The sequence below is a fragment of the Pseudomonas neuropathica genome (assembly GCF_015461835.1).
Classification (GTDB): Bacteria; Pseudomonadota; Gammaproteobacteria; order Pseudomonadales; family Pseudomonadaceae; genus Aquipseudomonas; species Aquipseudomonas neuropathica.
In genome coordinates this window covers 186,154-207,563 of the sequence record NZ_JACOPX010000015.1, presented here as the reverse complement: position 1 = coordinate 207,563, position 21,410 = coordinate 186,154, and the positions used below count along the sequence as shown (strand labels likewise).

The 21,410-nt window shown below is 58.5% G+C and carries 21 protein-coding genes; 12 read left to right on the top strand and 9 right to left on the bottom strand.

What is annotated here, in order from left to right; genetic code table 11:
- Positions 1–8 precede the first annotated feature (8 nt).
- From gmk to H8F23_RS22200, 5 genes are all read left to right on the top strand, one after another.
- Entirely contained in the window at positions 9–629 is a 621-nt protein-coding gene (gene gmk / locus H8F23_RS22220; RefSeq protein ID WP_008078609.1) for a guanylate kinase, read from the top strand.
- Between the two features lie 167 nt (positions 630–796).
- Positions 797–1,060, top strand: coding sequence for a DNA-directed RNA polymerase subunit omega (gene rpoZ / locus H8F23_RS22215; protein ID WP_008030604.1), 264 nt, complete (start codon positions 797–799; stop codon positions 1,058–1,060).
- A gap of 57 nt (positions 1,061–1,117) precedes the next feature.
- Entirely contained in the window at positions 1,118–3,223 is a 2,106-nt protein-coding gene (spoT, locus tag H8F23_RS22210) for a bifunctional GTP diphosphokinase/guanosine-3',5'-bis pyrophosphate 3'-pyrophosphohydrolase (protein WP_064589822.1), read from the top strand.
- A 24-nt stretch (positions 3,224–3,247) separates the two neighbouring features.
- Positions 3,248–3,628: a RidA family protein gene (locus H8F23_RS22205; protein ID WP_003229509.1), complete on the top strand. Its 381-nt coding sequence runs from the start codon at positions 3,248–3,250 to the stop codon at positions 3,626–3,628.
- Positions 3,629–3,697: 69 nt separating this feature from the next.
- Positions 3,698–4,438 (top strand): putative periplasmic lipoprotein, encoded by a 741-nt coding sequence (locus H8F23_RS22200; RefSeq protein WP_099757516.1) that lies wholly within the window; start codon positions 3,698–3,700, stop codon positions 4,436–4,438.
- A 139-nt stretch (positions 4,439–4,577) separates the two neighbouring features.
- Here H8F23_RS22200 and H8F23_RS22195 read toward each other — a convergent pair whose 3' ends face one another.
- Entirely contained in the window at positions 4,578–5,435 is an 858-nt protein-coding gene (locus H8F23_RS22195) for an SDR family oxidoreductase (protein ID WP_194935784.1), read from the bottom strand.
- Positions 5,436–5,623: 188 nt separating this feature from the next.
- Between H8F23_RS22195 and exbB the strand changes: the two genes are divergently transcribed.
- The 6 genes from exbB to H8F23_RS22165 all read left to right on the top strand — a co-directional run bounded on the left by exbB (position 5,624) and on the right by H8F23_RS22165 (position 12,439).
- Positions 5,624–6,583: a tonB-system energizer ExbB gene (gene exbB, locus H8F23_RS22190; RefSeq protein WP_194935783.1), complete on the top strand. Its 960-nt coding sequence runs from the start codon at positions 5,624–5,626 to the stop codon at positions 6,581–6,583.
- A 6-nt stretch (positions 6,584–6,589) separates the two neighbouring features.
- Positions 6,590–7,018 carry a TonB system transport protein ExbD gene (exbD, locus tag H8F23_RS22185; protein ID WP_007920333.1) on the top strand — a complete coding sequence of 143 codons (429 nt, stop codon included), beginning with the start codon at positions 6,590–6,592 and terminating at the stop codon, positions 7,016–7,018.
- Entirely contained in the window at positions 7,015–7,761 is a 747-nt protein-coding gene (locus H8F23_RS22180) for a TonB family protein (protein WP_038359287.1), read from the top strand. Before exbD ends, H8F23_RS22180 begins: the two co-directional genes overlap by 4 nt.
- Before the next feature lie 183 nt (positions 7,762–7,944).
- Entirely contained in the window at positions 7,945–8,874 is a 930-nt protein-coding gene (locus H8F23_RS22175; protein WP_007920331.1) for a hydrogen peroxide-inducible genes activator, read from the top strand.
- 9 nt (positions 8,875–8,883) lie between these two features.
- On the top strand, positions 8,884–10,959 hold the full coding sequence (gene recG, locus H8F23_RS22170; RefSeq protein WP_095049320.1) for an ATP-dependent DNA helicase RecG: 2,076 nt from the start codon (positions 8,884–8,886) through the stop codon (positions 10,957–10,959).
- Between the two features lie 79 nt (positions 10,960–11,038).
- Positions 11,039–12,439, top strand: coding sequence for an aminoacyl-tRNA deacylase and HDOD domain-containing protein (locus H8F23_RS22165; protein ID WP_034152069.1), 1,401 nt, complete (start codon positions 11,039–11,041; stop codon positions 12,437–12,439).
- Between the two features lie 64 nt (positions 12,440–12,503).
- Here the strand turns inward: H8F23_RS22165 and H8F23_RS22160 are convergent, their stop codons facing one another.
- The 3 genes from H8F23_RS22160 to H8F23_RS22150 all read right to left on the bottom strand — a co-directional run bounded on the left by H8F23_RS22160 (position 12,504) and on the right by H8F23_RS22150 (position 17,308).
- Positions 12,504–15,119 carry a hypothetical protein gene (locus H8F23_RS22160; protein ID WP_194935782.1) on the bottom strand — a complete coding sequence of 872 codons (2,616 nt, stop codon included), beginning with the start codon at positions 15,117–15,119 and terminating at the stop codon, positions 12,504–12,506.
- Between the two features lie 272 nt (positions 15,120–15,391).
- Positions 15,392–16,753 (bottom strand): NHL repeat-containing protein, encoded by a 1,362-nt coding sequence (locus H8F23_RS22155; RefSeq protein WP_194935781.1) that lies wholly within the window; start codon positions 16,751–16,753, stop codon positions 15,392–15,394.
- 171 nt (positions 16,754–16,924) lie between these two features.
- Positions 16,925–17,308, bottom strand: coding sequence for a helicase (locus H8F23_RS22150; protein ID WP_039757355.1), 384 nt, complete (start codon positions 17,306–17,308; stop codon positions 16,925–16,927).
- Positions 17,309–17,673: 365 nt separating this feature from the next.
- On the opposite strand from H8F23_RS22150, the gene H8F23_RS22145 reads away from it, so the two are divergent.
- Positions 17,674–18,036: a DUF6124 family protein gene (locus H8F23_RS22145; RefSeq protein WP_093429654.1), complete on the top strand. Its 363-nt coding sequence runs from the start codon at positions 17,674–17,676 to the stop codon at positions 18,034–18,036.
- Between the two features lie 115 nt (positions 18,037–18,151).
- On the opposite strand, the gene H8F23_RS22140 is transcribed toward H8F23_RS22145, so the two are convergent.
- From H8F23_RS22140 to H8F23_RS22120, 5 genes are all read right to left on the bottom strand, one after another.
- Entirely contained in the window at positions 18,152–18,313 is a 162-nt protein-coding gene (locus H8F23_RS22140; protein ID WP_194935780.1) for a hypothetical protein, read from the bottom strand.
- Positions 18,314–18,593: 280 nt separating this feature from the next.
- The gene (locus tag H8F23_RS22135; RefSeq protein ID WP_194935779.1) at positions 18,594–19,025 is read right to left on the bottom strand and encodes a hypothetical protein; all 432 of its coding nucleotides are present in this window, start codon (positions 19,023–19,025) and stop codon (positions 18,594–18,596) included.
- A gap of 66 nt (positions 19,026–19,091) precedes the next feature.
- The gene (locus H8F23_RS22130) at positions 19,092–20,171 is read right to left on the bottom strand and encodes a tetratricopeptide repeat protein (RefSeq protein WP_194935778.1); all 1,080 of its coding nucleotides are present in this window, start codon (positions 20,169–20,171) and stop codon (positions 19,092–19,094) included.
- A complete protein-coding gene (locus H8F23_RS22125) occupies positions 20,168–21,016 on the bottom strand; it encodes a tetratricopeptide repeat protein (protein ID WP_194935777.1) in 849 nt (282 codons plus the stop codon). The genes H8F23_RS22130 and H8F23_RS22125 overlap by 4 nt, the downstream gene beginning before the upstream one ends.
- Positions 21,017–21,034: 18 nt before the next feature.
- On the bottom strand, positions 21,035–21,406 hold the full coding sequence (locus H8F23_RS22120; RefSeq protein ID WP_194935776.1) for a hypothetical protein: 372 nt from the start codon (positions 21,404–21,406) through the stop codon (positions 21,035–21,037).
- Between the last annotated feature and the right edge of the window lie 4 nt (positions 21,407–21,410).

Below are 21,410 nucleotides of genomic sequence, written 5' to 3'. Positions count from 1 at the left end.
ACCCCGACATGACCCACAGCACCGGCACCCTGTACATCATTTCCGCGCCATCGGGCGCGGGCAAGAGCAGTCTGGTCAAGGCGTTGACCGATGCCATACCGGAAATTCGCGTTTCGGTTTCCCACACCACCCGCGCCATGCGTCCGGGTGAAGTGGACGGCGTGAACTATCACTTCGTGACCCGTGAAGAGTTCGTGAAGATGGGCGAGCATGGCGACTTCCTCGAACGCGCCGAAGTCTTCGGCAACTTCTACGGCACCTCGCAAAGCCGCCTGCAGCAGACGCTGGACGAAGGTCACGACCTGATTCTGGAAATCGACTGGCAAGGCGCCGAGCAAGTGCGCAAGCTGATGCCGCAAGCACGCTCGATCTTTATCCTGCCGCCGTCGCTTCAGGCCCTGCACCAGCGTCTGACCAATCGTGGCCAGGACAGCGACGAGATCATCGACGGGCGGATGCGCGAAGCCGTCAGCGAGATGAGTCACTATGTCGAATACGACTACCTGATCATCAACGACGATTTTGCTCACGCACTGGACGATCTGAAGGCGATTTTCCGCGCCAATCAACTCCAGCAGAAACGCCAGCAAGTACGTTTCGGCAAATTGCTGGCCGAATTGCTCGGATAATCAGCACTTCCCAAAACAGCTGCAAGCGCTTTACATTGGTGCTTGCAGCGCGTTGAAGGGCTTGGTCAAAAAATCAGCGCTTCCCTAATCGCTGGTGATTTTTTAAACTGTTGAGTCCGCTCGCCCAACCGGGCAGCGCGCATATTGCATTCGCTCCGAGGAATACCATGGCCCGCGTAACCGTTGAAGACTGCCTAGAACACGTGGAAAACCGCTTTGAGCTGGTCATGCTCTCTACCAAGCGTGCCCGTCAACTGGCCACCGGCGGCAAAGAGCCATTGGTCCAGTGGGAAAACGACAAGCCGACTGTTGTCGCACTGCGTGAAATCGCTGAAGGCCTGATGAGCTACGAGTTCATCGCCGAGCAGGAAATCGTCCAGGATGAGCCGCTGTTTGCAGCGTTCGAGGACGAGTCCAACGAGGCCGTCTAAGCCTATGCCTGGTCGACGTAGCACGGCGCGGGATCACAGCTTACGGCAGGAATTATCATGCCGAGCATAGACGCCCTCGCCGATCGCTTATCGACCTACCTCGGCAACGACCAGGTCAACCTGGTCCGCCGAGCGTATTTCTACGCCGAACAAGCCCATGACGGTCAACGCCGTCGCAGCGGCGAGGCGTACGTCACGCATCCTCTTGCCGTGGCCAATATTCTTGCCGACATGCACATGGACCATCAGAGCCTGATGGCGGCGATGCTGCATGACGTGATCGAAGACACCGGTATCGCCAAAGAAGCGCTGCAAGCGCAGTTCGGTGAAACCGTGGCCGAACTGGTCGACGGGGTCAGCAAACTGACCCAGATGAATTTCGAGACCAAGGCCGAAGCCCAAGCCGAAAACTTCCAGAAAATGGCCATGGCCATGGCGCGCGACATTCGCGTGATCCTGGTCAAACTCGCCGACCGCCTGCACAACATGCGCACGCTGGAAGTGCTGTCCGGCGAAAAGCGCCGACGCATCGCCAAGGAAACCCTGGAAATCTACGCGCCCATCGCCAACCGGCTGGGCATGCATGCCATTCGTATCGAATTTGAAGACCTTGGCTTCAAGGCCATGCACCCGATGCGTTCCGCGCGGATCTACCAAGCGGTCAAACGCGCCAGGGGCAACCGCAAGGAAATCGTCAACAAGATCGAAGAATCCCTCGGTCACTGCCTTGCCATCGACGGCATTCAGGGCGAAGTCAGCGGTCGGCAGAAACACCTCTACGGCATCTACAAGAAAATGCGCGGCAAGCGTCGGGCCTTCAACGAGATCATGGACGTCTACGCGTTCCGGATCATCGTCGACAAGGTCGATACCTGCTACCGTGTGCTGGGTGCTGTACATAATTTGTACAAACCGTTGCCTGGGCGCTTCAAGGATTACATCGCGATTCCCAAGGCCAACGGCTATCAGTCGCTGCACACCACGCTGTTCGGCATGCATGGCGTGCCGATCGAAATCCAGATCCGCACCCGCGAAATGGAAGAGATGGCCAACAACGGCATTGCTGCCCATTGGCTGTACAAATCCAGCGGTGACGAGCAGCCGAAAGGTACTCACGCCCGCGCCCGTCAGTGGGTCAAAGGCGTGCTGGAAATGCAGCAACGTGCCGGCAACTCGCTGGAATTCATCGAGAGTGTGAAGATCGACCTGTTCCCGGACGAGGTCTACGTGTTCACGCCCAAAGGCCGGATCATGGAGCTGCCGAAAGGCTCCACGGCGGTCGACTTTGCCTACGCGGTACACACCGACGTCGGCAACAGCTGCATTGCCTGCCGGATCAACCGTCGACTCGCGCCGCTGTCCGAACCGCTGCAAAGCGGCTCCACGGTCGAGATCGTCAGCGCACCCGGCGCCCGACCGAATCCGGCGTGGCTCAACTTCGTGGTCACGGGCAAGGCGCGCACGCACATCCGTCATGCGCTGAAACTGCAACGTCGCTCGGAGTCCATCAGCCTCGGCGAACGCTTGCTGAACAAAGTGCTCAACGGTTTCGACAGCGCGCTGGAAAAGATCCCGGCCGAACGCGTCAAAGCCATGCTCACCGAGTACCGCCTCGAACTGATCGAAGACCTGCTCGAAGACATTGGTCTGGGCAACCGCATGGCCTACGTGGTCGCCCGCCGCCTGCTTGGCGAAGGCGAACAGTTGCCAAGCCCTGAAGGCCCGCTGGCGATTCGTGGCACCGAAGGCTTGGTGCTGAGCTACGCCAAGTGCTGCACGCCGATCCCGGGCGACCCGATCGTCGGGCACCTGTCGGCGGGCAAAGGCATGGTCGTGCACCTGGACAACTGCCGCAACATCAGCGAAATCCGGCACAACCCGGAAAAATGCATCCAGCTCTCGTGGGCCAAGGATGTCACCGGCGAATTCAACGTCGAACTGCGTGTCGAGCTGGAACACCAGCGCGGCCTGATTGCCCTGCTGGCCAGCAGCGTCAACGCAGCCGACGGCAATATCGAGAAAATCAGCATGGACGAACGCGATGGTCGCATCAGCGTGGTCCAGTTGGTGGTCAGCGTCCACGACCGTGTGCACCTGGCCCGCGTGATCAAGAAGCTGCGCGCCTTGACCGGGGTGATCCGCATCACCCGCATGCGCGCATAACTCAACCATTACAAGGAGTCATACATGACCAAGACTGTTATCACCAGCGACAAGGCCCCGGCCGCCATCGGTACTTACTCCCAGGCGATCAAGGCAGGCAACACCGTTTACATGTCGGGCCAGATTCCTCTGGACCCAAAAACCATGGAACTGGTTGAAGGCTTCGAAGCCCAGACCGTCCAGGTGTTCGAGAACCTCAAAGCCGTGGCTGAAGCCGCTGGCGGTTCGTTCAAGGACATCGTCAAACTGAACATCTTCCTCACCGACCTGAGCCACTTCGCCAAGGTCAACGAGATCATGGGCAAGTACTTCGACCAGCCATACCCGGCTCGCGCCGCCATTGGCGTGGCTGCCCTGCCAAAGGGTTCGCAGGTTGAAATGGATGCCATTCTGGTCATCGAGTGATGCGCACGGCGCGGCCTTCAACTGCCGCGCCGACTGCTCAGCAAGAAAAGGTTTTGAAAGGATTCCACCATGCGCAAAGCGCTAGCTCTCCCGCTGCTCGCCATTTTCCTCGGCGGCTGCGCCAGCAACCCTGCCGACCGTGACATCAGCGGCACCTGGATCAACCAGGTGGCGATCGATGCCGCAGCCAAGGGCGGCCCCCTGCGCGAAGCGCTTCAGGCTTACGGCCCGAACCTTGAGTGGGACGTCAACACCAAGGCCGGTCAGGCCCGCTACACCAACGGTTTTGAGAACGTCGAAGGACGGCTGCTGGGTGAAAAATCCGGCGCCTGGAAAGTCGACTTCTATGGCAGCTCCGCCAGTGAGCTGAAACGCGACGGCGGGCAACTGCAGCAAGCCGCCAGCGAGAACGAACCCGAGCAGCTTTTCGACCGCGCACAAATCCCGGTGCCGGAAGGCGCACCAATCGGCGCCAGCTTCGAACGTGCGCTGTATTCCGCCTACATGGGCGGCAGCTGGACAATCGCCAGTGGTCAGGGCGAAGGCAGCACCGTGCAGTTCCAGGCTGACGGCCAGGTTTCCGGTTTGCCGGGCGCCGACCGTTATGCCTTGTGCCTGGCGGGCGATTGCGCGTCGATGAGTAGCACCAACGACAACATGTGGTTGCAGCTCAACGGTCAGGGCAATGCCTACATCTTTGCGCGCAAGGGCAAGGAGCTGGAGATTTTCCAGGCGGTGAACACCGCGCTTGCGGATGAAATGCCGCAATACACGCCGGGCGAGCGCAAGTGGTTGCTGGAGAAGCAGTAACCCGGACCTCAATTCGCAGAAATCGCCTGTAGGAGTGAGCCTGCTCGCGATAGCGGTGTAACAGTCAGCATAAGTGTTGAATGTTAGACCGCTATCGCGAGCAGGCTCACTCCTACAGTTGTTTTGGGGTGTCAGGAAGTCAGCACTTACCTTCGAGGATCGCGGCATAGCCCTCGCGGTAACTTGGGTACGCTGGCGTCCAGCCCAACGCTTTCGCCCGGGCATTGCTGCATCGCTTGCTGCCCGTGCGCCGAACGCTGGCGTCTTCCGCCCATTCGGTAACGCCCAGATACTCACGCAACCAGCCCACCACTTCGGCCAACGGTGCCGGTGCATCGTCCACGCCGATGTAGAAATCCTCCAGCTTCACGCCCTGCCGATCCTTCTCCAGCAGAAACGCCAGCAATCCCGCCGCGTCGTCAGCGTGAATCCGGTTGCCATACAGCGGCGGCTCCACCGCGACGCGATAACCGCGACGCACCTGAGTCAGCAGCCATTCGCGACCCGGGCCGTAAATCCCGGTCAGGCGCAGGATGCTCGCAGGGATGCCACTGTTTAGTGCCACCTGCTCTGCTTCGAGCATCAGTCGCCCGGAATAACCCGCAGCGACCGTCGCGGACGCCTCGTCAACCCACTCGCCATCCTGCTGACCGTAGACACTGCTGCTGGATACGAACAGCAGCCGCTCAGGCACTTGCCCGTAATCGTCCAGCCAGCTCAGGACATTTTGCAAACCCTGCACATAAGCCGCGCGATAACCGGCCTCATCGTGATCAGTCGCTGCAGCGCAATACACCAGATAGTCCACGGCACCCACCGGCCAGGTCGCCGGGCAGTCTTCGTTGAACAGGTCGCCGGCAACGCCGATCACCCCAGCAGGCAGCTTCGAAACATCCCGGCGCAGGCCGTGAACTTCCCAGCCAGCCGCCAGTAATTGCTTGGCCAGACGACTGCCGACATCACCACAACCGGCAATCAAAACAGAAGGCGCGGACATCAAAAAACTCCTATCGGAAAGACACAGACTAGCGCTGGCAAAGGACGGACGGCTAGCAATGAAGGAAAAAAAGATACTCTATTACTTTTGTTAACAAGAATTACTTGCAATAATGCACGTCACTTTTGTTCTCGGCCTCACGAGGCCTGGAAGAGCATCAACGTTTTTCTATCTCAGGTCCGGCCAGCATGACACGCAATCAAATCCCCGCTTCGCCAACCAATCGACCTCGCGCCTGGAGCGCGCTGGCGGCTCTGCTGCTCAGCCTGATGCTGACACCGACCGCCGCGTTCGCCGACGCACAAGCGCCAGCTGCCCCGGCCGCGACCGAACAGCACGCACCGGCTGCCAACGCGCCCGCCGCTGCTCCCGCTGCCACTGATCCAGTGCAAGCGGTAGACGCTGCCGACGTACCTGAAGTTCTCGAAGCCGACAACAGCCTGGGCATGGCCCACGACCTGTCGCCGTGGGGCATGTACCAGAACGCCGACATCATCGTGAAAATCGTGATGATCGGTCTGGCCATCGCTTCCATCATCACCTGGACCATCTGGATTGCCAAAGGCTTCGAGCTGATGGGCGCCAAGCGTCGTCTGCGTGGCGAAATCGCTGCCCTGAAGAAAGCCACCACCCTTAAAGAAGCCAGCGCCACGGCCGGCAAGGAAGGCACCCTCGCCAACCTGCTGGTGCACGACGCGCTCGAGGAGATGCGCCTGTCGGTCAACAGCCGCGAGAAAGAAGGCATCAAGGAACGCGTCAGCTTCCGTCTCGAGCGTCTGGTAGCAGCCTGCGGTCGCAACATGAGCAGCGGCACCGGCGTCCTCGCTACCATCGGTTCTACCGCGCCGTTCGTGGGCCTGTTCGGCACCGTGTGGGGGATCATGAACTCTTTCATCGGCATCGCCAAAACCCAGACCACCAACCTTGCCGTCGTGGCGCCAGGCATTGCCGAAGCGCTGCTGGCCACTGCACTGGGTCTGGTTGCGGCGATTCCAGCGGTAGTGATCTACAACGTCTTCGCCCGTTCCATCGCCGGTTACAAGGCGCAGGTTTCCGACGCGTCGGCAGAAGTTCTGCTGCTGGTCAGCCGCGACCTCGATCACCAGCCTGAGCGCAGCTCGCAACCGCACATGGTGAAAGTGGGGTAATCGGCCATGGGCCTGCATTTGAAAGAAGGCGCAGACGACGATCTGGCCGAGAACCACGAAATCAACGTTACGCCGTTCATCGACGTGATGCTGGTGCTGTTGATCATCTTCATGGTGGCCGCTCCGTTGGCCACCGTGGACATCAAAGTCGACCTGCCTGCCTCGACCGCCAAACCGGCGCCAAGGCCAGAGAAGCCGGTGTTCCTCAGCGTCAAAGCTGACCAGCGCCTGTACATCGGCGACGACGAAGTGAAAGCCGAAACCCTTGGCGCCGTGCTCGACGCCAAGACTCAGGGCAAGAAAGACACCACTATCTTCTTCCAGGCTGATAAAGGCGTGGATTACGGCGACCTGATGAGCGTGATGGACAAGCTGCGCTCCGCCGGTTACCTGAAGGTCGGCCTGGTCGGACTTGAGACGGCAGCCAAGAAATGATCACGACGCGCCATAAGCTGACGCGTTACAGCGGTAGCCTGGCCGTGGTGCTGGGCGTGCATGCGCTGGCCATCGCGCTGGCACTGAACTGGACCGCCCGCCCGCCCATCGAATTGCCCCCACAGGCAATGATGGTCGAGCTGGCTCCGGTTCCAGCCCCGCCACCGCCTGCTCCGCCGAAAGTCGTCACACCGCCGCAGCCACCGGCTCCGGTGGAAGAGTTGCCGATTCCGAAGCTGGCCGAAGCACCGAAAGCTGAAATCGCGGTGCAGAAGCCCAAGCCGAAGCCAAAGCCTAAACCGCCGAAGCCGGTCGAGAAGAAGCTGCCTGATCCACCCAAGGAAAAACCTTCCGAGGAGAAACCGGCCGACACCCAACCGACTCAGGCACCAACGGAGAAATCCGCCCAGCCTGCACCGGGTCCGTCGCCTGCTCAGATGGCTGCCAAAGCCAGTTGGCAAGGCACCCTGCTTGCGCATTTGGCAAAGTACAAAAAGTACCCGGCCAGTGCTCAGGCACGGGGCAAGGAAGGCTTGAACCGTCTGCGTTTCGTGGTGGATGCCGAAGGTAATGTGCTGTCGTTCGAACTGGTGGGCCGCTCCGGCAACGCCGATCTGGACCGGGCGACCTTGGAAATGATCCGCCGCGCACAACCGCTGCCCAAGCCACCGGCCGACATGCTGAACAACGGCTCGATCGAAATTGTTGCGCCGTTTGTTTACTCGCTGGAACGCCGCCGCTAAGTAGCAAGATCAAAAGATCGCAGCCTTCGGCAGCTCCTACATTGGAATGCATTTCCCTGTAGGAGCTGCCGAAGGCTGCGATCTTTTGCTTTTTGCAGTAGTCGCATTGAGCACTCAGTCTGATAACGTGCGTCTATCGATTGCAGCCGGTATGCTTGGCCCGCATCTTCATGGACGCTTGCTATGACCCTCACAGAATTACGCTACATCGTTACCCTCGCCCAAGAGCAGCATTTCGGCCACGCCGCCGAACGTTGCCACGTCAGCCAGCCGACCCTGTCGGTGGGCGTGAAGAAACTTGAAGACGAACTCGGTGTGCTGATTTTCGAGCGCAGCAAAAGCGCCGTGCGCCTGACCCCGGTCGGCGAAGGCATCGTCGCCCAGGCGCAGAAAGTCCTCGAGCAGGCGCAAGGTATCCGCGAACTGGCCCAGGCCGGCAAGAACCAGCTGACCGCGCCGCTGAAAGTCGGCGCGATCTACACCGTCGGCCCGTACCTGTTCCCGCACCTGATTCCGCAACTGCACCGGGTCGCCCCGCAGATGCCGTTGTACATCGAAGAAAACTTCACCCACGTGCTGCGCGACAAACTGCGCAACGGCGAGCTCGACGCGATCATCATCGCCCTGCCGTTCAACGAAGCTGACGTGCTGACCCTGCCGCTCTACGACGAGCCGTTCTACGTCTTGATGCCGGCGCAGCACCCGTGGACGCAAAAAGAAACCATCGACGCCGGCCTGCTCAACGACAAGAGTCTGCTGCTGCTCGGCGAAGGCCACTGCTTCCGCGACCAAGTGCTGGAAGCCTGCCCGACCCTGACCAAGGGCAACGATGGCGCCAAGCACACCACAGTTGAATCCAGCTCGCTGGAAACCATCCGCCACATGGTCGCGTCCGGTCTGGGCATCTCGATCCTGCCGCTGTCGGCCGTCGACAGCCATCACTACGCCCCCGGCGTGATCGAAGTGCGTCCGCTGTCGCCGCCGGTGCCGTTCCGCACCGTGGCCATTGCCTGGCGCGCGAGCTTCCCACGGCCAAAAGCCATCGAGATCCTCGCCGACTCCATTCGCCTGTGTTCGGTGGCCAAGCCAGCGGCACCGGTTACAGCCGGTTAAGCGAGCGTCATGACGGAGCTGTCGCAAGTGTCGGTGACGGCACTCAAGGGTGTCGGCGAAGCCATGGCCGAGAAACTGGCCAAGGTCGGCCTGGAAAATCTGCAGGACGTACTGTTTCACCTGCCGCTGCGCTATCAGGATCGCACCCGCGTGGTGCCGATCGGTGCGCTGCGACCGGGGCAGGACGCTGTGGTCGAAGGCACCGTCAGCGGCGCCGACGTGGTCATGGGCCGCCGGCGCAGCCTGGTCGTACGCCTGCAGGACGGCACTGGCGGCCTCAGCCTGCGCTTCTACCATTTCAGCAACGCACAGAAAGAAGGCCTCAAGCGCGGCACCCGCGTTCGCTGTTACGGCGAAGCCCGGCCCGGCGCGTCAGGCCTGGAAATCTACCACCCGGAATACCGCGCCATCACCGGTGACGAGCCGCCGCCAGTGGATGAAACCCTGACCCCGGTCTACCCGCTCACCGAAGGCCTGACCCAGGCGCGTCTGCGCCAGTTGTGTCTGCAGACGCTGACGATGCTCAAGCCAGACACCCTGCCCGACTGGCTGCCGACCGAACTGGCGCGCGACTATCAACTGGCGCCGTTGGCCGACGCGATCCGCTACCTGCACAACCCGCCCGCTGACGCCGACGTCGACGAACTCGCCCTCGGTCATCACTGGGCCCAGCATCGCCTCGCCTTCGAAGAGCTGCTGACCCATCAACTGTCGCAGCAACGTCTGCGCGAAAGCATGCGTTCGTTGCGCGCGCCGGCCATGCCGAAAGCGACCAAGCTGCCGCCGAAATACCTGGCCAACCTCGGCTTCAACCCGACCGGCGCCCAACAGCGCGTCGGCAATGAAATCGCCTACGACCTCAGTCAGCACGAACCGATGCTGCGGTTGATTCAGGGCGACGTCGGCGCGGGTAAAACCGTGGTCGCCGCCCTCGCCGCCCTGCAAGCGCTGGAGGCCGGTTACCAAGTCGCGCTGATGGCGCCAACCGAGATCCTCGCCGAACAGCACTTCATCACTTTCAAGCGCTGGCTCGAACCGCTGGGCATTGAAGTCGCGTGGCTGGCCGGCAAGCTCAAAGGCAAGAACCGCGTCGCCGCGCTGGAACAGATTGCCAGCGGCACACCGATGGTGGTCGGCACTCACGCGCTGTTCCAGGACGAAGTGCAGTTCAAGAACCTTGCGCTGGTGATCATCGACGAACAACACCGCTTCGGCGTGCAGCAGCGTCTGGCGCTGCGACAGAAAGGCGTCGGCGGGCGCATGTGCCCGCATCAACTGATCATGACCGCCACACCGATTCCACGGACGCTGGCGATGAGTGCCTACGCCGACCTCGACACCTCGATCCTCGACGAACTGCCGCCCGGGCGCACCCCGGTCAACACCGTGCTGGTCACCGACACCCGTCGTGTCGAGGTCATCGAACGCGTGCGCGGTGCCTGCGCCGAGGGCCGTCAGGCCTATTGGGTGTGCACGCTGATTGAAGAATCCGAAGAGCTGACCTGCCAGGCCGCCGAAACCACCTTCGAAGACCTCACTCTTGCCCTCGGCGAATTGAAAGTCGGGCTGATTCACGGGCGCATGAAGCCCGTCGAGAAGGCCGCCGTCATGGCCGAATTCAAGGCCGGCAACCTGCAATTGCTGGTCGCCACCACCGTGATCGAAGTCGGCGTCGACGTGCCCAATGCCAGCCTGATGATCATCGAAAACCCCGAGCGTCTGGGCCTCGCGCAACTGCACCAATTGCGTGGACGCGTTGGCCGGGGCAGCGCCGCCAGCCATTGCGTACTGCTTTACCATCCGCCGCTGTCGCAGATCGGTCGTCAGCGTCTGGGCATCATGCGCGAAACCAATGACGGTTTCGTCATCGCCGAAAAAGACCTAGAACTGCGCGGCCCCGGGGAAATGCTCGGCACTCGCCAGACCGGTCTGCTGCAATTCAAAGTCGCCGACCTGATGCGCGACGCCGACCTGCTGCCCGCCGTCCGCGACGCCGCGCAAGCCTTGCTGGAACGCTGGCCAACCCACGTCAGCCCATTACTTGATCGCTGGTTGCGGCACGGGCAGCAATACGGCCAAGTGTGAGCACCGTCGCAGTTTCTGACAGATCGTTCCGACCAAGCTGGTTATACTCCTGCCATTGTTTCAAAAACGGATACAGATCATGACCGAAGCCGCTCTCGCCCCCGAATCCCCGCACGCGCCGTCTGTCATTCGACTGCTGCTAGGCAAACTCGGGATCGCCTACGAAGAAGTGCTCGACCACCACGGCCTCAATGCTTCGCGCAAGGTACAAGCCGTGTTGCTGGACGATGCCGTCGGCGCGCTGATGGTGCTGTTTCCGCAGAGCCAATTGCTCGACCTCAATCGCCTCGCCGAACTGACTGGCCGCCGCCTCACCGCCGTCTCCACCGAGCGCCTGGAAAAGATGCTCGGCAAACACAGCCTGAGCTTGCTGCCGGGCCTGCCGGCGCTGACCAGTTCGCCGTGCCTCTACGAAGAAAGCCTGCTGCGCGAGCCGAAGTTGCTGATCAACTCCGGCGAGCCGGGCCTGCTGCTGGAAATCGCCAGCGAAGACTTCAAGACCATGCTGACCAAGGCCAGCGCCGCCAACTTCGGCGAAGCCCTGAGCAGCATCCGCCCGAACCTCGACCGCCCGGACGATGACCGCGAGGAAATCACCCAGGCCGTGCAAGCGTTCACCGCGCGGCGCATTCAGCAACGTCTGGAAGCGACCATCGAGATTCCGCCGCTGGCCGAAACCGCGCAAAAAATCATCAAGCTGCGCGTCGACCCCAATGCCACCATCGACGACATCACCGGCGTGGTCGAAACCGACCCGGCGCTGGCGGCACAAGTGGTGAGCTGGGCGGCGTCGCCGTACTACGCCTCGCCGGGCAAGATTCGTTCGGTGGAAGACGCGATCGTCCGCGTGCTCGGCTTCGATCTGGTGATCAACCTTGCGCTGGGCCTGGCCCTCGGCAAGACCCTGAGCCTGCCCAAAGACCACCCGCAACACACCACGCCGTACTGGCAGCAGTCGATCTACACCGCCGCCGTCATCGAAGGCCTGACCCGCGCCATGCCGCGCGCGCAACGCCCGGAAGCCGGCCTGACCTATCTGGCCGGTCTGCTGCACAACTTCGGTTACCTGCTGCTGGCCCACGTCTTTCCGCCGCACTTCTCGCTGATCTGCCGCCACCTGGAGGTCAACCCGCACCTGTGCCACAGCTACATCGAGCAACACCTGCTCGGTATCAGCCGCGAACAGATCGGCTCGTGGCTAATGCGCTACTGGGACATGCCGGATGAGCTGGCCACCGCCCTGCGCTTCCAGCACGACCCAAGCTACGACGGCGCCTACGCCGAATACCCGAACCTCGTCTGCCTGGCCGTGCGCTTGCTGCGCAGCCGCGGGATTGGCTCCGGCCCGGATGAAGATATTCCGGATGCGTTGCTTGAACGTGTGGGTCTGACTCGCGAAAAAGCCAACGACGTCGTCAGCAAAGTCCTTGAGGCTGAAGTGCTGCTGCGCGAACTGGCCTCGCAGTTCAGCCAGGCCTGAATGCAAAGCGGGCAAGCGACCTCCAGTTGGAGCGACGCTTGCCCGCGATGGGCCAACCTGCGGCTTAATCCGACTTGTCCAGGTAACGGATCACCCAGCCTTTATCGTACCCAGAGTCGGTGAAATACACTCCGCCCACCACGATGCGCCCATCGTCCATTACCGCCATGCCGTGGGGGTATTCGAAACCCGCGCTTTCATTGAAAACGGTAAATCCCGTACCAAAGAAAGAGGGGTCTGGAGAACCATCCGCCAGAAAGCGTGCGCTGACCGCGCTGAGATTCTCATCAAGCGCACCATTGCCACTGCTACCGCAAACGATGACTGAACCGTCCTTACGCGGCACGCAATGCAACCATCTGACGCCTTGGGACACAGGTGACGAAATCAGTGGTTCACCACCATTGAACACCCGATTGTAGGAGCCGCTGAGATTGAGCACCGCAATCAAGCCCTGATAGACGCCCTCCACCGCCGCACCGCCGGCCACAAAGATTTTGTCGTCGACTATTGCCGCAACGTCCAGGCTGATCCATTGATCGTGGGGCACGTCCACCGCGCCTTTGATTCCAAAACCTGTGTCGACCTTACCCGTAGCGTCGAAACGAGTAACGAAGGCGCCACGCTCACTCACCGCAAAGTAATTACCGCAAATCACCACGGCGCCGTCAGACTGTGTTGCCACCGCTTGCGCAAAGATGTCCAAAGGCGAAATATCTGCAAGCTCCACGAACGCAAAGCCCGTGCCGTTGAAGGTCGTATCGGGTAAGCCATTCGGCTCGAACCTCAGAACGATACCTTTTGTCCGGCCGGAAGCATCCTCAACGTTACTGACCACGACGATTTTTTCGCCCAGTTGTTGTTGAGCGACCATCCCTCCTGCGCCAGCCCCTGCGGCACCGCTGGCAGACGCTTGCACCACCCCGGTATATCCGCCGCCGCCCATCTTCGCGTAGGGAAGATAGAGCACACCTTGTTCCCCGAAAGACGTCTGCAGTTGCCCGTCCTCGCGCTGTCTGACCAGCACCAGGCCCGTGGAGTTATTCGCGCCCTCTTCCGTGTACTGAGCACGAACCAGCCAGCCGCCATCGCTCAGCGGTGTAAACCCGAGAATCCGGCTCATGTAAAAATTTTCTTTCAGCCTGATCTCGACGTAGCCGGAGCCTTGTCCACCGAAAGCTGAGTCGAGAGCACCGTCTTCAAGCAGACGAACGATCCGCGTAGGCGCACCGGGCGTTGAAAGGCGAACGGCAACCAGCAATTTGTTTTGCGGCAGCGCCAGCAGCGCCCTGACGTCATATCCCGAGAATCCGGGGAATGGAAATCTGAGGATGCCGCCATCGCCAAAAGCCGGATCGTTATTTAAAGACGGCGTGCCCGCCAGATAGCGCACGATACGGCCAGGGACTTTGGAAGGATCAGCGTAGACGGAGAGCTCGATGCACACCACGATCCGGCCGTCCGTCATAACGGTGACACCTCGCGCAAAGGCTGCCCCTGCGCTGTCTTCAAACAACGCATGACCCGTACCATTGAAAGCCGTATCCGGTTTTCCATCAGCAAGGAAGCGCGCCGTCACCATGGCTGTTTCGCCCTGACCAACAACAACGATCGAACCCCCCACCTGCGAGGTCTGCGTCCACGCCAACCCTTTTATTAACGTGGAAAACAGCGGCTTGCCCCCATTGAACACAAGGTTGGGCGCGCCGCTGGTCGTGAATGCAACGATCAACCCACCGTCGAGACCACCACGCCGGGCTCGGCCCGCGACGATAATCCTGCCATCGCCTTCACGTATCGAAATCGATTGCAGAAAACTCTCGCCTTCATCGTTGGGCATTAACACGGCCACACCGTTGTTGAATTGACTGTCCGGCGCGCCACTGGCGTCCAGACGCGCCAGAAAAACTCCACGACCTCCCGATCCGTCCCGGTATGAACCGCAGATCAGCACCTTGCCATCGGCTTGAATGGCGATGTCGTAGACGTTATTCGATGTGGCGACATCCACAACCACATAGCCCGAACTGTTGAATGATTGATCGAGTGAGCCATCCGCTAGCAGACGAATCACAACACCCGCTGGCAGTGGTGCATCATCAAAGAACACTAAATGGAGCAGGACGATTTTGCCATCCACCTGGCGGGCCGTTGATCGTGATGGGACGTGGGCAGCCTGTGAGGATCCGGTATTCGGGTGACGTGCCTCACGCGGCACGCTAGCGGGATGGGGGTTGCCGTAATGGGAGATAAATCGCATGCCGTTGGTGCCGAACGATTCGTTCAGTTCACCGGTACTTTTCAGACGGACCAGTGCAAGGCCAACGTCATTGGAGGTAGTCGAGGAATATTGAAGGTGTATCAGCCAACCATCATCCTCAAGCGCATCGAGACCGGATACATAGCTGATCCGAGCACCTTCCAGCGCTATTTCAACGAAACCTCTGCGCGCGGGACCAAAGGTTTCGTCCAGCGAACCGTCGTCATTCAGCATCGCAATGGCAACCGGGGCATTCGCTCCCGTTAAAGGTATCGCAACGAGTAATTTTGCATCGGGGAGCGCCAGGACCGCCGCCGCTTCGTCGCCCGCGATGCCGGGTATCGGTAAGGTCAGCACGCCATCCTGAGCAAATGTCGGATCGAGAGACTTAGGGATCGAAATACTGTGTGTCTGCGTCATGAGCTTGTTCCATCAAGTCGGTGAAGTCCCTTAACGCCGGAACTGGAACTTGAGTAGAGCATCGCGACTGTGCACGAAACACCTGATAGAAATGACAGTTCCGCTGTCTTTACGAGCCTGAGTAATGGCCTTACAAGACAAGCGCACCGTTATTCAATGCGTTTGCATGGATTGATTGGAATTGGCCTCACAGTTCAGTCAGGCATAAAAAACCCGCGCTCACGAGATCATTCTTATTCGTGAGAGCGGGCCATCAGAGCGTTGTTTATTGATCAGGCAATAAAGCGTGTTATCCATCCGCTTGTAGCAAAACTCAACCGGTCTTTCCAATACTCACCGCAGATGACGATTTTATTTTGCGCAGTGACGTGCAGATCCAAACTATTTTCCAGTTTCTCAGCCTGATCAAAAGTTACCCACCCACTACCATTGAACGTCGAATCGAGCTCGCCGGTAAGGCGATAACGTGCACAGACGGCGTGCATCTCATCAGTAGCAAACCCGCCACCACTGGTGCCAGCAACCATCAACTTGCTTTCATCCACGTCGCCAAAGGCGCAGCTCGACCAATTCTGGCCAATCTCAGGCACAACTTTGGTACACAACGGTTGGCCATTGTTAAAAAGGGGATGAGGTGAGCCATCCGCACTGAGTACGACAATCACCCCTTCCCCCTCGAGGAAGCCTTCACCGGCCTGGCCTCCTATCAACGCAATCATTCCGTCCTTTTTCCTCACGGCAATATCGCGAAAAATCGGCAGCCGATCAGAGGACACAATGGCTGTCTTGAACTTGTCGTCGCGCATTCCATCTTTTGTGAAGCGCACGGCATAGGTACCGAAGGTGCCTTCATCATGAAAGTCGCCATACACCACCAAGCTACCGTCCGCTTGCACAGCCACTCCACGGGCGGCGTTATCACCTGCCGGACTCAACTCAGCCAATTCAACAGTGGCCGAACCGATTTTGTTGAAGGTGTCGTCAAAAGTGCCATCAGGATTGAGTCGCATGACCAAGCCTTTGGTTTGCTCTGCCACATGATCAAAGCCAAAATAGACCAACGCTATTTTGCCGCCTGGCAACTCGATACCGGACGCTCCAGAACTGGCGGTGCTCTGAACAGCAGGCTTAATATTTCGAGATACATTTTTGCGTGCGCGTGCAGCCTTGGCCGCTCGACTTAGTGTTACGGGTACTAGACCGTACGGGAACGGGACCACACCGTCTTCACCAAATTTATCGTTGAGTCGACCGTCCGGCAGCAACTGGATGGCAACGAAACCGTTTTCATAACTCGGTGGCCCCATCGTGTAATCGACCGTAATCAGCAGCCCACCATTACTCAGCGAGCTTGCGCCCAATTTCCCTGATAAAAGTTTTTCCCCGGTCAAAATCCGCGCAAAACCTTGCTGGTTCTCGCCAAACCCGGTGCCAACGTCAAGCTGTCCCTTTTCAGTTAGCCTTGCGACTACGAAGCCAGGGAACACACCTGACTCATTCGCCACAACGAGCAGCCGACCGTCAGGCAAAGGGAGGACAACTTGCGGGGCAATGCTGACAAACTCAGGAAACGCCCAATCGAGTTTGCCGTCATTGGCGAATGTTGAATCAAGTTCGCCTGCTTGTACGGTCATGTTGAAAACGCTCCAATCCGGATAAGTCCCTTTACTGCTGGACGCCCCTATGAAGCCTCAACATCCAAACAAAAACACCTGTCACTTCTGACAGGTGTTCGTGGTGTTACGCGCCAATTGACCGACTTATCGAGCCAAACCGATTACCCACCGGGTTTAAAAATTGGCGCTTCACGCCTTAGGCTTGGCCTTCCTCGGCTTCAAATATTTCATCAAACCCTGAAACCACATCACCAGCGCCGGATTACCCTTGAGCTGGATCGACTTGTCCTGAATCCCCTGCATAAACGCCAACTGCTTGTTCTTCGCCTGCATCGTCGCAAAGCCATAACCGGCATCTTTAAACGCAATCGCAAACGCCGGCTCAGCCACCACGCCAGACTTGCTGGTGATGCGCTGATCCTTGACCACGAAATGCCGCGCCACTTTCCCATCCAGCGTCTGCAGCTGAAACACCAGATCCTTGTCACCCAACTGCTGCTGGAACGCAGGATTTGTCCGGCTGGCCTTACCCATCAACAAACCCATCATCCACAGAAGAAAACGAAATTTCATGCGCACAGCCTCAAAAGGAAAATGAACGGCCGGGGCAGTGTAAGGGATTCGGACGATAACGCCACTATCTGCCGCTGTTGGAAGAGGATGCAGACCATTTCCCGCACGATGACCACCAAGTCACGATTCCGCAGGCAACGTCCTACACCTGCTGAAACACATCCCAGTAGGAGCTGGCGAAGCCTGCGATCTTTTGACCTTCCGCCCCGCGAATCTATGGGAAATTTCCTGCAAAGTGTGGTGCTGTCCATGAACTAGGCGAGTTGGCTGGCTAACGATAGGCTCTGTGGGTCGCCGCAAAATCGGTGGCCGGATGTGCAAGTCCGAACTCGGGGAAATCAATTAACTGCTCAGGATTTACACCGATGACAGATGAAACATTCAGCGCGGAAGCAACCTCGCCCTACGAATCCCCCAATTCGAAGAAATTCCACGAAGCCGCCGAGCGCGCCCTCGACCACCATTTCAAACCAGCCGTCGATCCACACCCCAAACGCGAGAACGGCCTCTTCAAACTCTCCCCCGGCACCGACGCCGAAGCCCTCATGGCCAACGCCTCCGAAGACCTCCTGTCCATCAGCGTCATCGCCTGCGACCTCGCCGACGACCTCCACGGCTCCCGCCGCTCTGTTGCACTCGCCCTGAGCAGAATGGCGGACGGGGTGAGATTGATGGTGGAAGGGACGCTCGACCAGATTGAAGTGCGAAGCGTGGCGGCCAAGCCGTAGCGAGATTTGCGGATGAAAAAAAGGGGACGTTAAGTCCCCTTTCTGCAACTACCTGTAGAAATCCAGACACAAAAAAGCTGCCAATCACGGCAGCTTTTTTGAGAATCCGAAACCTTCAGCCAGCCAGTCGACCGACTGGCTCGAAGTCACTGCCATTGGACAGAGCAACATCCAGAAAGCGGCTGCGCTTACCAGAACGCTTGGCCAAAACTTCACGAGCTTCAGCCTGGAACCGGGCAGCCATCATAGGCTTGGGTTCATGTTTTGACTTTTTCATGGAAACCTCTCGGGTCTCGAAATTTGACTGGATCGCCCTGTCTGCCGGCGCCGCCCGCCCCCTTGATTCTTGGGCATGGATAATCAATGGCAGTTTTGAAGGTCGAGAGAGTAGCGATATTTGAAAGCTCTTGAATAGCCGCCGGAAACACCCCGACATTGATTATCTGATCGAAGCAAACCGCAGATTCTATCCCTGTCTCTGACTCACCACGCATCGGCGAGACGGGATTGACTACCAATAAAGGGACGTTAAGTCCCCTTTTTCAATATTCCCTGCTTCACCACTGGCAACCTGTTTCACGTTTCGAATCCACGTTGTAATCGTTTTCAAACGAATACTTCTTTGCAGATTTGTAATTCGTATACGTCATCGCATCAACCCGGCCACCCTGAGTGACCATCTGATACTCACCTGTCAGTGCGCCATCAACTACTTCAACCCAAGTTGTCGTGTACTGGTAGGGCCGGCCATACACGAGTTCTTCTTGTTCAGTACTGCGATGAACCAGCCCGATAGCCTTTTTCGACTTGCTGTACTTGACGCCAGCACCGCTCCATTTGGCGACAGAGTCGTAATAGGTTCGGAATTCAAAATTTATGGGTTTGCCTTCGTAGGAGCGGAAGCAAAAAACCTCGGTCGTGACCTCGCTATGAGCCGCCAGAGGAACGAAAACGAGCAACGCGGAAAACAATGCAGACGAAAATTTCAAACCGAATATTCCTTTAGCGGTTCATGGGTACAGAACACACAGTTACAGCAACTCAACGAGCTCTTGTCACGCCTCGGGCGCCACAGCGCTGCGCTCACCCACCCTCGCCGGGATTTTCGAAGCTTTTCCCGCTTCAGACATTCGCGATGCGTATTGCTTGTACGCCGCCACCGCCCGCTCTTTATCGTTCACGGCCCAATAACTGTCAGCGAGATTCAGGTAAGCAACCGTCCTGTTTGGGTGGTTGGCAATCACTGCATTGAGCAACTCAATCGACTCAGCGTAGTAACCCGCCTCGCCGAGCAGAAAACCGAGGTCGTTGGACCAGCCGGGACGCTGCGGGTAGTAGTACTTTGCGACGATATAGCTATCCGGGGGACAAGTGTCATGCGAGCCACCGCCCATCAACGCGTAGCTCATCGTATCCTTGAAGGAAGAGTCATCACCCTTTCGGTAGGCTGCCAGCGCCATATCCAGCAGATCAGCTGAATCGACAGTCATCAATTTCTTTCTAACGCCCTCAATACTGCCAGTACGAGCAACCTGCAGCTTCTGCAGCGCCTCACGCCCATCGAAAGAGGCCAGAGTGATTGATCCCAATGTCTGCACCGGCAACTGCACTACGCTGACAAGCGACCGGTCACAGGAGTCGTTGTTCGCCACTTCCAGCAGAGCTTTCAGCTCAAACTGCTTTGAACCTCTGTTGAAGGCGAACAACAGGTTGAAGTTGTAAACCGCGTTATCTTCTTCGCTGGTTACCAGCGCAATGTAATCCCCTGCCTCAACGAACGGTTGCTTGACCACAGCTTCCTCAGCCTGTGGATCAATGACGGTCATGACGCCAGGGCGACCTTTGAGTACATGGACGCTGAAGACACCCTGAAGCGCAGACGAGTACTGACTTTTGATCAGAGGCAGCGCCTTCGACGTATCGAGCAAGATGTCCTCATCACGTGCCTGCACCGGCGCAATCAACAACCGGTTGGAGGCCTCGTCCGCATCTCCTGCCAGAACAAATACGTTTTGCCGTGATGCATCACCCAGCAAGCTAGCCGGAATTTCCTTCAGGACTTGGGGCGCAGCAAGCGCGTATGAAGTGGATAGCAGCCCAAGGCTCAATACGATAAAGCGGACAAACGTATTCACTGTTTCAGTCCCTGAATTGCAGATCGCTCAACGACGCGCTGCGGAATCTTCTGCTCTTTACCGGCGGCACTCATCGCGTCGCGGTACTCGCGGTAATAACGCTGCGCTTCTTCTTGCCGATCAAGGCGCCACAGCGAATCAGCCATGTTCAGCATCAGCACTGTGCGTTTGCCGACAGCCTCAACGCCTCGATAAAACTTCAGCGCCAACTCATCGTTGCCGCCCTCGGCCAAGTAAAAACCGAGGTCGTTGTAAGCCTGAACACTTTGCGCCGGGGGATGACACGCCATGTAGGATTCCGGGCTTAAAAAGCCCAGGCTCCATTCGATGGACTCTGCTCGGGACTGCGCCGGCTCAATGCTCGAAGCATTTTTCAGCAGGTCCTTGGGTGACTTAGTCACCAAGACAGGATTGAGCACCCCGCCCTCTTCGGAAACCCATTGATTGCCTACCCATTTACCCTCACAAAACCGCTCGTAACTCTCAGCAAGCACGCAACCGGTTTCCATCGAGATCACATCGCAATGCCCTTGTGATGTCGCTATTTCCTCACCGTTCTCACCTATGACTACGCCGTACTCCACCGCAGTCGCCAGTAGAAATTTTTTGTCAGGGCTGAGCCATTCAGGATAAGCCTGGGCACCAATGCCGGCATGAAACAACGGGAACGTTTTTCCATTCGCGGTGAACCAGGCAGTGGTAGATTCCACGACGGGTGATGTCCATTTTTTTGCCTGGAACGTCACTGTGTTTCCGGCGCCTCCCACTATTGGCGGGTCAACGGCAAAGACATTTGTAGCGCTGAACAAGCTGCCGATCATCAACACCCACTTAAGGCTGGCCATAGCAAATCCTTTTCGCCGTTAGCCGGCCTTTTGTTTTGTCAGGCACTTTGCATATCCGTCCGCAAACTTGGCATCGAATGACAACGCCACCGGTTCATCCAGCTCGGCCGAGGTGTTGAGCAATTCGTGAGTAGCCGAGGTGTATTTGATCCAGCCAATCGTGCCGCTGCCGTCAGTGTCGAAGAACAGCTGAGCGCGCACTACTTCACCGTCGTCCTCGTCGATCAGCAAATTGACCTTGTCCTTGCCGACATAACGAAACGGAAAATCGCTGCTCCTGACAAGCTCAGTAAGGTAGCCGTAGCAACTCCCTTCGCTGGCAGTCGCGGGCAGTGAATGAGATAAAAGCGAAAGCGCAATCAGCACCGACCGAATGAAAAACCGGTTCATCCAC

Coding starts and splice junctions, on each gene's coding strand:
- H8F23_RS22160 (WP_194935782.1), bottom strand. CDS start 15,119: ATGACGCAGACACACAGTATTTCGATCCCTAAGTCTCTCGATCCGACA.
- H8F23_RS22165 (WP_034152069.1), top strand. CDS start 11,039: ATGACCGAAGCCGCTCTCGCCCCCGAATCCCCGCACGCGCCGTCTGTC.
- exbD (WP_007920333.1), top strand. CDS start 6,590: ATGGGCCTGCATTTGAAAGAAGGCGCAGACGACGATCTGGCCGAGAAC.
- H8F23_RS22200 (WP_099757516.1), top strand. CDS start 3,698: ATGCGCAAAGCGCTAGCTCTCCCGCTGCTCGCCATTTTCCTCGGCGGC.
- gmk (WP_008078609.1), top strand. CDS start 9: ATGACCCACAGCACCGGCACCCTGTACATCATTTCCGCGCCATCGGGC.
- exbB (WP_194935783.1), top strand. CDS start 5,624: ATGACACGCAATCAAATCCCCGCTTCGCCAACCAATCGACCTCGCGCC.
- recG (WP_095049320.1), top strand. CDS start 8,884: ATGACGGAGCTGTCGCAAGTGTCGGTGACGGCACTCAAGGGTGTCGGC.
- rpoZ (WP_008030604.1), top strand. CDS start 797: ATGGCCCGCGTAACCGTTGAAGACTGCCTAGAACACGTGGAAAACCGC.
- H8F23_RS22125 (WP_194935777.1), bottom strand. CDS start 21,016: ATGGCCAGCCTTAAGTGGGTGTTGATGATCGGCAGCTTGTTCAGCGCT.
- H8F23_RS22195 (WP_194935784.1), bottom strand. CDS start 5,435: ATGTCCGCGCCTTCTGTTTTGATTGCCGGTTGTGGTGATGTCGGCAGT.
- H8F23_RS22145 (WP_093429654.1), top strand. CDS start 17,674: ATGACAGATGAAACATTCAGCGCGGAAGCAACCTCGCCCTACGAATCC.
- H8F23_RS22140 (WP_194935780.1), bottom strand. CDS start 18,313: ATGAAAAAGTCAAAACATGAACCCAAGCCTATGATGGCTGCCCGGTTC.
- H8F23_RS22205 (WP_003229509.1), top strand. CDS start 3,248: ATGACCAAGACTGTTATCACCAGCGACAAGGCCCCGGCCGCCATCGGT.
- H8F23_RS22175 (WP_007920331.1), top strand. CDS start 7,945: ATGACCCTCACAGAATTACGCTACATCGTTACCCTCGCCCAAGAGCAG.
- H8F23_RS22120 (WP_194935776.1), bottom strand. CDS start 21,406: ATGAACCGGTTTTTCATTCGGTCGGTGCTGATTGCGCTTTCGCTTTTA.
- H8F23_RS22180 (WP_038359287.1), top strand. CDS start 7,015: ATGATCACGACGCGCCATAAGCTGACGCGTTACAGCGGTAGCCTGGCC.
- H8F23_RS22150 (WP_039757355.1), bottom strand. CDS start 17,308: ATGAAATTTCGTTTTCTTCTGTGGATGATGGGTTTGTTGATGGGTAAG.
- H8F23_RS22155 (WP_194935781.1), bottom strand. CDS start 16,753: ATGACCGTACAAGCAGGCGAACTTGATTCAACATTCGCCAATGACGGC.
- spoT (WP_064589822.1), top strand. CDS start 1,118: ATGCCGAGCATAGACGCCCTCGCCGATCGCTTATCGACCTACCTCGGC.